The organism is Rhizorhabdus histidinilytica (genome assembly GCF_900167915.1).
GTDB classification, from domain to species: Bacteria; Pseudomonadota; Alphaproteobacteria; order Sphingomonadales; family Sphingomonadaceae; genus Rhizorhabdus; species Rhizorhabdus histidinilytica.
Map to the genome: position 1 here is coordinate 15,969 of NZ_FUYM01000023.1, position 11,774 is coordinate 27,742.

At 63.1% G+C, this 11,774-nt stretch carries 12 protein-coding genes; 9 read left to right on the forward strand and 3 right to left on the reverse strand.

Going from position 1 to position 11,774, the window contains the following annotated elements; all coding sequences use genetic code 11:
• Nucleotides 1-8 precede the first annotated feature (8 nt).
• Nucleotides 9-1,238 carry an NAD(P)/FAD-dependent oxidoreductase gene (locus B5X82_RS24920; protein WP_079651073.1) on the reverse strand — a complete coding sequence of 410 codons (1,230 nt, stop codon included), beginning with the start codon at nucleotides 1,236-1,238 and terminating at the stop codon, nucleotides 9-11.
• 4 nt (nucleotides 1,239-1,242) lie between these two features.
• Nucleotides 1,243-2,070: an SDR family NAD(P)-dependent oxidoreductase gene (locus B5X82_RS24925; RefSeq protein ID WP_176152704.1), complete on the reverse strand. Its 828-nt coding sequence runs from the start codon at nucleotides 2,068-2,070 to the stop codon at nucleotides 1,243-1,245.
• A gap of 149 nt (nucleotides 2,071-2,219) precedes the next feature.
• On the opposite strand from B5X82_RS24925, the gene B5X82_RS24930 reads away from it, so the two are divergent.
• From B5X82_RS24930 to B5X82_RS24950, 5 genes are all read left to right on the forward strand, one after another.
• Nucleotides 2,220-3,404, forward strand: coding sequence for an aromatic ring-hydroxylating oxygenase subunit alpha (locus B5X82_RS24930; protein ID WP_223811283.1), 1,185 nt, complete (start codon nucleotides 2,220-2,222; stop codon nucleotides 3,402-3,404).
• Nucleotides 3,394-3,894: an aromatic-ring-hydroxylating dioxygenase subunit beta gene (locus tag B5X82_RS24935; RefSeq protein WP_079651076.1), complete on the forward strand. Its 501-nt coding sequence runs from the start codon at nucleotides 3,394-3,396 to the stop codon at nucleotides 3,892-3,894. Before B5X82_RS24930 ends, B5X82_RS24935 begins: the two co-directional genes overlap by 11 nt.
• An 8-nt stretch (nucleotides 3,895-3,902) precedes the next feature.
• A complete protein-coding gene (locus B5X82_RS24940) occupies nucleotides 3,903-4,841 on the forward strand; it encodes a VOC family protein (protein ID WP_235862798.1) in 939 nt (312 codons plus the stop codon).
• Nucleotides 4,842-4,843: 2 nt separating this feature from the next.
• Complete coding sequence (locus tag B5X82_RS24945; protein ID WP_079651078.1) at nucleotides 4,844-5,164, forward strand: non-heme iron oxygenase ferredoxin subunit; 321 nt, start codon at nucleotides 4,844-4,846, stop codon at nucleotides 5,162-5,164.
• Between the two features lie 97 nt (nucleotides 5,165-5,261).
• Nucleotides 5,262-6,740: a flavin-containing monooxygenase gene (locus B5X82_RS24950; RefSeq protein WP_079651079.1), complete on the forward strand. Its 1,479-nt coding sequence runs from the start codon at nucleotides 5,262-5,264 to the stop codon at nucleotides 6,738-6,740.
• A 56-nt stretch (nucleotides 6,741-6,796) separates the two neighbouring features.
• Here B5X82_RS24950 and B5X82_RS24955 read toward each other — a convergent pair whose 3' ends face one another.
• Nucleotides 6,797-7,492 carry a GntR family transcriptional regulator gene (locus B5X82_RS24955; protein WP_079651080.1) on the reverse strand — a complete coding sequence of 232 codons (696 nt, stop codon included), beginning with the start codon at nucleotides 7,490-7,492 and terminating at the stop codon, nucleotides 6,797-6,799.
• Between the two features lie 285 nt (nucleotides 7,493-7,777).
• On the opposite strand from B5X82_RS24955, the gene B5X82_RS24960 reads away from it, so the two are divergent.
• The 4 genes from B5X82_RS24960 to B5X82_RS24975 form a co-directional block, all read left to right on the forward strand.
• Nucleotides 7,778-9,073, forward strand: a complete 1,296-nt coding sequence (locus B5X82_RS24960; protein ID WP_079651081.1) for an aromatic ring-hydroxylating oxygenase subunit alpha — start codon at nucleotides 7,778-7,780, stop codon at nucleotides 9,071-9,073.
• A gap of 4 nt (nucleotides 9,074-9,077) precedes the next feature.
• Nucleotides 9,078-9,605: an aromatic-ring-hydroxylating dioxygenase subunit beta gene (locus B5X82_RS24965; protein ID WP_223811285.1), complete on the forward strand. Its 528-nt coding sequence runs from the start codon at nucleotides 9,078-9,080 to the stop codon at nucleotides 9,603-9,605.
• A gap of 9 nt (nucleotides 9,606-9,614) precedes the next feature.
• Nucleotides 9,615-10,454, forward strand: a complete 840-nt coding sequence (locus B5X82_RS24970) for an alpha/beta fold hydrolase (protein ID WP_223811286.1) — start codon at nucleotides 9,615-9,617, stop codon at nucleotides 10,452-10,454.
• A 5-nt stretch (nucleotides 10,455-10,459) separates the two neighbouring features.
• The coding region (locus tag B5X82_RS24975; RefSeq protein ID WP_079651083.1) for an amidase family protein at nucleotides 10,460-11,774 on the forward strand (1,315 nt) is incomplete at its 3' end.

Below are 11,774 nucleotides of genomic sequence, written 5' to 3' on the forward strand. Positions count from 1 at the left end.
GGCGAAGCTCAGCGCCTCATATATTTCTGGATATTGAAGCCTTCCGATCGGACGTCGTCCGGGGTTACCGCCCCGCCGGCCTTTACCACCTCCATGCCGAACCTGACGTCCCTCGGTCGATTGAGGCCCAGGACCGCGATCAGGCGGCGCTGCGTGAAATAGAAGGCCGTTCCCGAGAAGTCGTCCTCCCCCTGGTCGTGCCAGACGATCTGGTCATGCGTGCCGGGCAGGCCGGCCAGTTGCATCTTCGATTCATACTGGTCGGACCAGAACCAGGGGATATCGTCATAGGCTTCCCGGTGCCCCAGCATCGATCGGGCGGCTGCCACCGCCTGGCGATAGGCGTTCTGCCATGATTCAAGGCGGACCAGCCCCGATGCATAGGCCGTCGGCCGCGCGGCCACGTCGCCGGCCGCGTAGATGCCTTCGACCGAGGTTTCGCAGAATGCGTTGACCACGATGCCGTTGGCGATCTGGATGCCGGACGCTTGGGCGAACTCGCAGTTCGGCGTGGAGCCGATGCCGTAGACGACGGCGTCGCACGCCAGTTCGGAGCCATCGGAAAGGGCGACCAGCTTGCCGCCATCCGGCGCTTCGCGGATCTGCAGGACGGAGGTGCTCAGGCGGATGTCGATCCCGCGGCTGGCATGGAGGCCGCAATAGCGGCTCGCCCCTTCGGAGCCGAGCACCCGCTGCATCGGCGCCTCGCTGGCCTCGACGAGAGTCACCGCGCAGCCGAGCTCCTGCGCCGCGGCCGCGACTTCGGCGCCGATGAAGCCGAACCCGATCACCACGATCCTGCGTCCGGGCAGAAGCTCCGCGCGCACGCGCCCCGCGTCGTCGAGCGACCGCAGGGTATGGACGTTCGCTTGCGCTTCGGGCGCAAAGGGAAGGTCGCGCGCCCGCGCGCCGGTGCAGATGAGCAACTTGTCGAACGCGATGCTGCGGCCGTTCGTGGTTTCGAGCGAGCGGGCCGATCGGTCGATCGATGCGATCCGCGTCGAGAGAATGGGGGTGATCGCGGCGTCGCCATAATCGGATTCCTGGCGCAGGAGCAGCGCATCCTCCTCGGCCTTTCCGAGCAGGAAGGCCTTCGACAGGGGAGGGCGATCATAGGGCAAATGCGCTTCGTCCCCGATCAGCAATATCTCGCCGTCGAAACCGTCCTTGCGCAATTGAAAGGCGGCATGCGCGCCGGCCAGGCTCGCGCCGACGATCGCAAAGGTCTTCTTGGTCATGGGATCAGGCATCCTCGAAAATGGAGAAGCGGACGCCTGCGGTGAGGCCACCGTCGATGACCAATGAGGCTCCGGTTATGTAGGACGCGGCATCCGAGGCGAGGAAAACGGACGGCTTGGCGATCTCTTCGGGGCGCGCATAGCGCTTCATCGGGCAAATGCGGTCCATGAGGTCCTCATGTCCGGGATGGCGGTCGAGCCATCCCTGGATGCGAGGTGTCATCGTGCTGCCGGGGCAGACGGCGTTCACCCGGATGTTATCGCGGGCGAAATCCATCGCCATGTTGCGGGTCAGCATGACCGCGCCGCCCTTCGCGGCGGTGTAGGCGGAGCATCGATTTTCGGCGAGGATCCCCGCCGTCGATGCGACGTTGACGATGGCACCGCCGCCATTGCGGCGGAGGAGCGCTATCACCGGCTTGGAACAGCGGTAGATCGACTTCAGATTGAGATCGAGCACGCCGTCCCAATCGGCGTCGGTCATTTCGTCGACGCGTTTCGCCAGGCTGGCGCCGGCGACGTTGAACAGGGCGTGGAGCGGATCGTCCAACTGCTCCAGCGCGTCGAGCATCGCCGGCATGGCATCCGGGGCGGTCACGTCCATCCCGAGACCGATGGCCCGCCCACCCATCTGTTCGACCTGGCGGGCCGTCTCGATCGCTGCCTCCCGGTCGAGATCACCCACGACCACCGAGCCGCCCTCGGCCGCCCATTCCAGGGCGATGGCCCGGCCGATGCCGGCGCCCCCCGCGGTGACTAGGCCGGCGCGACCGATCGCGCTGCCGGGCCGGGTGACGGCGCCTCGGGATTCCAAAGACATAGTTACCTCCATGACGCGGGTCTTTCCCGGTGAAGCCTTGCTTCGATCCGAGCCCCTTAGCCGCTTGACACCAGATAAGATATGATAATATATTCTTTGTATATCAAAAAGCGAAATTTTGCTCGCGAAGGAGAAGCGGGGGCATGAAAGGACAATGCGACATGGCAGCGACCGCCGGGATGGAAGAATATGAAACCGTCCGGGCGCGGATTGCCGGCCAGTTCACCACAGAGAAGGACATCCCCAAAGCGATCTTTTCCGACCCCACCATCTATCGCGAGGAACTGAAGCGGATTTTCCGCGGCCATTATTGGCACATGGTGGCGCACCGTGCGGAGCTTCCCGAGGTCAACAGCTTCAAGACCTTCTGGCTGGGCGAGACGCCGGTCCTGCTGACGCGCGGTGAGGACGAGACGCTGCGCGCCTTCGTCAACAGCTGCACGCACCGGGGGACGCTGCTGGAACAACGGGCGACCGGTTGCAGCAAGGAATTCGAATGCCCCTATCACCGGTGGCTCTTCAGCAACAAAGGCAACTTCATCGGCGGCCCCGGCCGGCGGGATTTCCGTGCGGATTTCGTGGCCGAGGATTATGCGCTGCGCGAGCTCCAGGTGGACGAGATCGCGGGGCTGATCTTCTGCAGCGCGGCGCCGCAGGTCAGCCTCGAGCAGTGGCTGGGCCAGTGCGCCGGCCATGTCCGGGACGTGATGCTGGACGATGGGCGGCTGACGCTGCTCGGCTATCAGAACGCGATCTTCAACGCGAACTGGAAGACCTATTTCGACAACGACTTCTACCACGCCCCGCTGCTGCACATGGGCTTCAGGCTGCTGAGCTGGCATGGCGGCCAGGGCGAGGTCCGGGTCGAGGAGCCGGTGGGGCATTTCTCGGTCGGTTATGAAAGCTCGCCCTATGAGGACAACGGCTTCCTCGCCGATCCGTCCCTGGTGGAGATGAAGGGGACCGACGCCCGTGCGCGGGTCGTCGCGCTGCGCCCGGCCTATGTGCTGACGAAGCATCTCGACACGATCAGCGTCCGGTTCGTCCGGCCGCTGGGCGTCGACAGGACGCAGGTCACCTACGCCTTTTTCGGGCACGAGAGCGACAGCCCGGAATATCGGGCGCATCGCGTTCGCCAGGCGTCGAACCTGCTGGGCCCCAGCGGCATGATCACCATCGAGGACGCGGCCGTCTTCAACCGTCAGCAGATGACCTCGCGCGATGGGGGAATGTCGCGCTTCGTGGTCGGGGTCGATCGCCCCGCGGCCGAAGCGAGGCAGAATGACGAAAACGGAAACACGGCCGGCTGGGCCTACTATCGGGAGGTGATGGGCTTTGACCGCTGATATTCACATGCAGGCCGTCTCGGCCGAGACGATGTCCGCCATCGACGGCCTGATCGGCAATTATGTGGCGGCCCTCGACTGGCAGGACTGGAATGGCTGGCTCGGATCGTTCGCCGATAGCTGTCATTATTCGGTCACGAGCCGGCAGAATGCCGAAAGCAACCTTCCCCTCTGCTACATGATCGATGATTGCCGCGCCCGTATCGAGGATCGCGTCAAGTTCATCACGGAGGTATGGGCCTCGACGATCGAGCCCTATCGCACGCGCCACGTCACCCAGCGCCTGTCGGTGTCCAGAATGGACGACGGGAATTACCGGGTCCTGTCGAACGTCGTGGTGATGTTCACGCAGAACAACGACCCGTCGGGGGTACTGGTGACGGGCTATTATGACGATGTCGTCACGGTCGATGGTGGGACGGCGGTCTTCGCAAGCAAGACGGTCTACATCGATGGCACGCCTGCCCGCTACCTCGCCTATCCGCTTTGAGAAGAATGATGACAGACCAACAGCCGAACATGCCGTCGCCGATCGTCGCCCTGGGCTATCTGGGCTTCACCGCGCAGGATCTTCCCGCGTGGGAGGAATGGGCGACCCAGATCTTCGGGTTCGAGAAGGTCCGCGCGCCGGAGGGTATTCCCGGCGATCATCTCTACTTGCGGATCGACGAGCGCCAGTGGCGCTTCGCGGTTGAGCCCGGCGCGGAAGGCGGGATCGCATTCATCGGCTGGGAGGCCGCCAACGCCAATGCGCTGGAGGAGGTCCATCGGCGGCTCACCGCCCAAGGGATCGAGGTCGTAAGGGATACCGAACTGGCGCGAAAGCGCTGCGTTCAGGACTTGATCCGCTGCCAGGATCCCGATGGCTTCCGGCTGGAGTTCTTCCACGGCCATCTCGTCTCCCGCGACCCCTTCGTCTCTCCGCGCGGCGTCACGTTCGTCACCGGCGACATGGGGCTCGGCCACATCCTCATCACGGTGAGCGACATCGAGAAGTCGAAGGCCTTCTACCTCGACCTGCTCGACTTCAGGATGAGCGACTATATCGTGTTCGGCGGGAACAAGGTGCATTTCACCCACATCAACCCACGCCATCACAGCCTTGCCTTCGTCCAGACCGGCGATCGCGTCGCGCGGCTGGGCCACTTCATGGTGGAGGCCGACAGCGTCGACGCCGTCGGCTTCGCGCTCGATCGCCTTCACGCCAGCAAGTGGCAGCTCAAGGAGACCCTCGGACGCCACACCAATGATCGCATGCTCTCCTTCTACTGCGAGAATCCTTCGGGTTCCCAGACGGAGTTCGGTTGGGGCGGGCGCAAGATCACCAACCCCGGCTGGCTGGTGGAAACCTATGATGCGACCGCATTCTGGGGACACAAGGTTCCGGGTACCGAATATTCGGACAAGGGCCCTCAATCTCCACGCGAAGGAATTTGAAAATGGCGGAAAAGATTCGGGTGTGCGCGGAAGGCGAGATCGAGGACGGCGGTTTCAAGGTCATCGCCCTCAAGGAGCCGGTCGCGATATTCAACCTGGGCGGTGAATATTACGCGCTCAACGACCACTGCACGCATGAGAAATGCTCGCTGACCCAGGAAGGCTACGTCATCGGCGACGAGCTGGAATGCGGGTGGCATTATGCCAAATTCTCGATCAGGACCGGTGAGGTGACGGCTCCGCCGGCGACGAGAAATCTGAAAACATATGAAGTTCTCATCGAAGGGGCCGAGATATTCGTCGTCATTCCCGATCCTGAGTGATCGAGTTCTAGGCTGATTTCCGATTTCCACCTGCGCCGCGCCAGTTGAGCGACGTGTTCCTGGCGGAACGCGATGGCAAGATATTGAGAGGGATACCGTGTCTGAGCATGTGAGCACGAAGATTCTGATCGTGGGAAGCGGCGCCAACGCCATTTCCCCGGCAGTCAAGCTTGCGCTGCGGGGCGAGACCGATTTCCGCATGATTACCAAGGATTCGGACTTTGGCGGGGTGTGGCACGTCAACCGCTATCCGGGATGCATCACCGACATCCATGTCGCGGCCTACCAGTTCTCCTATGAAATCTCGGGCGAATGGACCTCGTCCCATCCGGAAGCTCGCGAAATGGCGGCCTACCTCCGGAAGGTCGCGCGCCACTACGGGCTTTACGACCATGTCGATTTCAACACCGAGCTTCTCGGCGCCGAGTGGGACAAGAATGGTCTGTACTGGAAGGTCACGACCAACGCGGTGACATATCACGCCCGGTTCCTGATTCTTTGCACCGGCTTCCTCGAGCAGCTCAAATTTCCGGAGCTCGGGGGCACGGAGAAGTTCAAGGGACGACTTTTCCACTCGGTCCACTGGCCAGAGGGATATACCGGCGAGGGCGATCGCATCGCCGTTCTCGGCACCTCCGCGTCCGGCGTGCAGATCGTCCCGGAAATGCAGAAGGTCGCGGATCACGTCTTCGTTTTCCAGCGTACGCCCATGCATCTTCTCCCGTTGAACAGGGAGGTATATTCCCCCGATGAGCTGGCTCGACGGCGATCGGACCCGGATTTCCTGGTCAAGGAACGCGACGAGAAACTCGCGATGTTCGACAAGGTGGCCTACGATGCGCTCTTCAATTCCGAGACGCCTCAACAGGTCGCCGAACGGCAGGCGCTCATCGATGCGCATCGCGAGCGTCTCGTTCCCGATCCCGATCTCCGGGAAAAGCTCACGCCCAAATATCTGCTCGGCTGCAAGCGTCCCACCCGGACCGACCTTTTCTATCCCAGCCTCCAGCAGCCTAATGTGACGCTCATTGCCGAGGGCGCGGTCGCGCTCGAGGAAGACACGATCATATCGAGCAGCGGCCAGGCGTTCGAAGTCGATGCGGTCGTCATGGCGACCGGTTTTTACTGGGGCGGGGATATCCTCAACCGCATCCGGCGGCGGGATGGTCGGACCGTGGCGGAGCATCAGGCGGGGCACCGTCGGGCGCACAAGTCCGTATCGCTATCCGGCTGCCCCAATCTGTTCCTGGTCGGCGGAGCCGGCGCCAACGGCGCCGTCTGGAACGGCTATGCTCCGGGTGAACTGGTACCCGAATATATCTTCGCCGTGCTCGACTATATGAAGGACAACGGCATCGAAGCCTTCGAGGTGCGCGAGGAATGCGAGACCGAATGGAAGGCAAGGACCGACGAAATCCTGTCAAAGGCGGCGATCGTCGTGGGTGGATGCGTCAATTACATGCTCGACGAATCCGGTCATGACATGTCGAGTTGGCCCGGGACCATGCGGGACATGGAAAGAGCGATGCAGAACTTCGAGCCCGACCATTATCAGCCGATTGGAGCGGGTTCGTAGGGAAGGAAGCGGGGAGGGAACTCCCCGCTTCGCCTTTTCACTGAAAGGTGAGGGGCTTACCGGTTCGCCGCCAGCAGCGCCCCTGCCGGTTCGGGCGTGCCCCGGGGAAAGCCGAAAATCTTCAACTGGCGGTCATGGGAGAACTCGATGTGGTCCACTGTGGACCGCTCGAGCAGCTCGACGTCGCCTCTCCGGATCGCATCGACCTGCAGCCGATGGTGATCGTTGATGCTCTCCGTTCCGATCCGGATATAGGAGCGGTACCAAAGCCGCAGCGAACCGAAGTTCAGGAAGCGGATCGCCTCGACCAGGAAGCGATTGTAGCTCGCCTCGGCGATCGCCAGGTGGAAATCATAATCGAGCTCGGCGACCTGATATGGGTCATTCGCACGGATGGCCTTGTCGAGCTGGTCGCAGAGTTTCTCCATGGCATCGAGGTCGGCAGCGGTCGCCCGTTCGGCCGCCATCAGCGCGGCCTTCACCTCGAAAATCTGGCGCGCTTCGTAGAGGGCGGCCAGGTCGTCGATGCTGGTCGATCGGACATGCGGCGTGCGGTGCGGGTGCCAGACCACGAATTCTTCGCTCGACAGGCGCTTGATCGCCTCGCGGATCGGGGTGCGTCCGACGTCGATGCGTTCCATCAGCACGGTCTCGTCGAGCGGCGATAATTCGCCGAATTCACCCGTGACGATCGCCTTGCGCAGGTTCCAATAAGCTTGCTCGGTTTTCGTCGTATAGTTCTGACCAGCCATCAGGGCGCTTTTCCTCTCGGTTCATTCGCCAGCCGCGATCCGGAGGGACCGCATTAATATATTCAAATTATCTTTATCGCACCGAAGGGGGCTTGTCGATGCTGATGGGAGCGGATCTCGCCCCTTGCACGGCCAATCCCGCCTCAGCCCGGCTGCCGGACGCGGCCGCCCTCACAGGGCAGAAAGCAATTGACAGATTCAAAATATATTGTTCATATATGGCAATTCAAGTGAGAGGCCCCGGATCGGGGGCGACCAAATCACTCATGTAGTGGAGGACGCACGGTGGTGCCGAGCAGTGACTATCTAAAGTCTCTCGTGGATATAGAGGCTGGCAGGATTAGCCCCGAAATCTTCATCGATGAAGATATTTATCGACTGGAGCTGGATCGGGTATTCGGCCGAAACTGGCTGTTCCTGGCACACGACAGCATGATTCCGAAGCCGGGGGATTTCTTCAGCACCTATATGGGCGGCGATCCGGTCGTCGTCGCGCGGCAACCCGACGGTTCGGTCCGGGCGTTCCTCAACGCCTGTCGCCACCGCGGGATGCGGGTCTGCCGCGCCGAGAGCGGCAATACCAAATCGTTCTTCTGCACCTATCATGGCTGGGCCTATGATACCGCGGGCAACCTGATCAACGTCCCCAACCTGTCGGACGCGTATAAGGACCGGCTGTCCCTCAAGGACAACGGCCTCATCCCCGTCGCGCGGATCGAGAGCTACAAGGGGCTCATCTTCGGCAACTTCGATGCCACCGCTCCCTCGCTGGAAGAGCATCTGGGAGACTTGAAATATTATATCGACGGATGGGTCGATCAGGTCGAGGGCGGCATCGAAGTCCTTCCCGGTGTGGTGCGGTGGACCATCAACGCCAACTGGAAGCTCGCGGCCGAGCAGTTCGCGGGCGACACCTATCATGCGCCGACCAGCCATGCGTCTTCGCTGCTGTCGTTCGGGCCGGCATTCGAAGGCAAGGATGGCGCGCACGTGGCCTTCCGCGAAGGGCACGGCGAAAGCTTCCTTTTCAAGCGGCATACCCGCTTCTCGGAGGATCCGCTCAGCGTCTACAACGACGCCAAGCTCGAAGCCGCCAGGGATCGGGTGGGGGATCGCGCCGAATTCGTGGCGAACTTCACCGCTTTTCCCGCATTTTCAGGGCTGCCCGGTTCATCGAACATTCGTGTCTGGCACCCCAAGGGTCCCAATAAATTCGAGATCTGGTCTTTTACGGTGGTCGACAAGAATGCTCCGCCCGAGGCCAAGAAGGCGATGCAGGTGTCGGCTTCCTTCACCGAGGGGCCGGCTGGCGTGGTCGAGACCGACGACGGCGAGAATTGGGGGCTGATCGGGGCGATCCTCGAGCAGGGGCACCAAGCGCGCAAAATGCGCTGGAACTACCAGATGGGCGACTACCCCGCGACCGGGCATGAGGAGTTCCCCGGCGCCTATCGCGACAGCTTCTTCGGCGAAGCCGGCCATCGGGCCTTCTATCGCCGTTGGCTCGAATTCATGACCAGCGAGGAGTGGCCCGTCCTCACCCAAGAAGAGCGCGACGCGTTCAACAAGCCGGGAGCGTGAAGTGGTGTCTCAGATCGACAAGCAAATCGAACGGCAGTTTCGCGTAGAACAGTTCCTCTATCGGGAAGCCGACCTGCTCGATAGCTGGGAGTGGGGGAAGTGGTTCGAACTCTTCACCGAGGACGTCCGCTATTGGATGCCGTTGCGGCGGAACCTGCAGCGCCGCGAGCGCGGCACGGGGCAGTTGCCGACCGGGCTCGAAATGGCGCTCGTCGACGATGATCACGCGCAGCTCAAGATGCGTGTCCAGCAGATGTCCTCCGGGCGCCACTGGGCTGAGGACCCGCCCTCGCGGTGCCGCCATCTGATCTCCAACGTGGTCGTCGTCGAGGAAGACGAGGCTCGGCAGGAACTCGTCGTCCGCTCCAACTTCATCGTCTATCGCAACCGCCTGGAGCGGGAGGTGGATATCTGGGCGGGCAACCGCGAAGATACGCTGCGGCGGCACGGCGATTCCTTCCGGATCGCCAGCCGGACCATCCTGCTGGACCAGAACGTGGTTCTGTCGAAGAACCTCAGCGTCTTCTTCTGAGTGAGGGCAGTGGAACAGCCATCCGACACGGGCCGGCGACTTGAGGTCGCCGGCTCCACCACCCATTTCCATGATCTGGGATCGGGAGAGCCGCTGCTGCTGCTTCCGGCCTACGGTCCCTTGCCGGGCACGACCGGCTGGCTGACCTATTCCAAGGTGCTGCCCTATTTCGTCGAGCGAAGACGCTGCATCATCGTCGACTATCATAATTTCGGGCTGTCATCGCCATTCGTCTTCGACGAGCCGGCGCACGATGTCTTCGTTCGGCAGGTCAAGGCCGTTCTCGATCATCTGGGCATCGCGCGCTGCGACGTGGTCGGCACGTCGACCGGGGGCACCGTCGCGATCGACCTCGCGCTTTCCGATCCCGGGCGGGTGTCCCGGATGGTCGTGGGGGCCTGCGAGGCGTCCACGGGCGGTGATCCCTATCTGCTCTCTCCCTGGCCCAGCGAAGTCGGCAAGCTGTCGGCCGAATATCAGGGCAATCCGCCTGATCTCGATCGGTTGAGGCGGCTGTTGAACGCCATCGTCTACGATCCCGCGACGATCGACGAGGGGACGGTCCTTTCGATCCTGGAATGGGCGATCAACGAGCCCAAGCATGCGGAGGCGTGGAGCCGGTCCCGCAGTGTCCCCTCGGGCAAGCTCGACCGGCTGAAGGAGATCGAGGCGTCGGTGCGGATCATCCACGGCCGGTTCGACCGGATGGTCCCCGTCGAAGGCGCCATTCGCCTGATGAACTATCTTGCCGATCCCGACCTCGTCATCCTGAATCGCTGTGGCCACTGGCCGGCGTTCGAGCGGCCAGACGAGTTCGCTCGCCAGGTCCTCGGGTTTCTTGCCCGATGACGCGAATGACCGGTAAAGACGGCGCCGCCTCAGCGCGACTGAGCCATGTCCTGGACCTGATTTCGGCAGGCGATGTCGCTGCCGAGCGCGCCTATACGCATGTCCTGGCGGGCACGGCGCGCGGCGAGGCCCGTGCGGCCGACAGCCGTGTCGATCGGGACGAGGCGATCGGTGCGCTCGATGGCGCCCTGGTTTCCGTCAAGGCGATGCTGGACGTGCAGGGAATCGTGACCGATGCGGGATCCGCCACCCTGCGCGAGCGGCTGCCGGCCGCGAGCGACAGCAGCGCGGTGGCACGGCTTCGCTCTGCCGGCGCCGTCGTCGTCGGCACGACGCAGATGACGGAGTTCGCCTTTTCGGCGGTGGGCACCAATCCCAATTTCTCCGCCTTGGGCAATCCCCATGACGCGGAGCGGATTTGCGGTGGGTCGTCGTCGGGTGCGGCGGTTTCGGTCGGCGGGGGCCTGGCGGACATCGCCATTGGCAGCGATACCGGAGGCTCGCTGCGAATCCCGGCCGCGCTTTGCGGCCTGGTCGGTTTCAAGCCCACCGCCTCGCGGATTCCGGCCGCCGGCAGCTTCCCCTTGTCGCAAACGCTCGATTCGATCGGCCCCATCGCCGGATCGGTGAGGCTTTGCGCCCTGGCGGATGCGGTTCTTGCCACGGGCGAGGCATCGGACGTCGCGGCGATGGGCATCGATCGCTTCCGGCTGGTCGTCGCCCGTGGGAGGCTGTTCGAGGGTTGCGACCTGGAGGTGCTCGAGGCCTTCGACGGCGCGATCGATCATCTGCGGCGATCGGACGTCCGGATCTCGGACGGATCCCTCGAACCGACCCTCGACGAACTGGGCCGGATCGACGGGCTCGGCACCTTTCCACCGGTCGAACTGGCCGCGACCCTGCGCAGCAGCGGCATCACCGATCTGACGCCGGTCGATCCCAATACGCGGAGCCGGATCGAAGCCGGCAGCGGCCTGTCGGCCGTCGATTATCTGGAGATGGCGCGCCTGCGGCGCCAACTGGCCGACGCGTTCGAGCGGTCGATGGAGGACGGGGAGGTCTATGTCGTCCCCACGGTCCCGATCGTCGCCCCCACGACGGCGTCCGTCAGCGATCCGGAGCAGTTCCGACGGACCAATGCCTTGCTGCTCCGCAATCCGCGGGTCGCCAATCTGCTCGATTGCCCCTCCATCTCGATACCGGTTCCCAGCCGGGGCCTTCCGGTCGGCATGATGCTGATCGGACGGCGGAACGCCGATCGGCATCTGTTATCGGTCGCGTTGCGATTGGAAGAGATTCTCGCCCAGGGCGACCGGCACG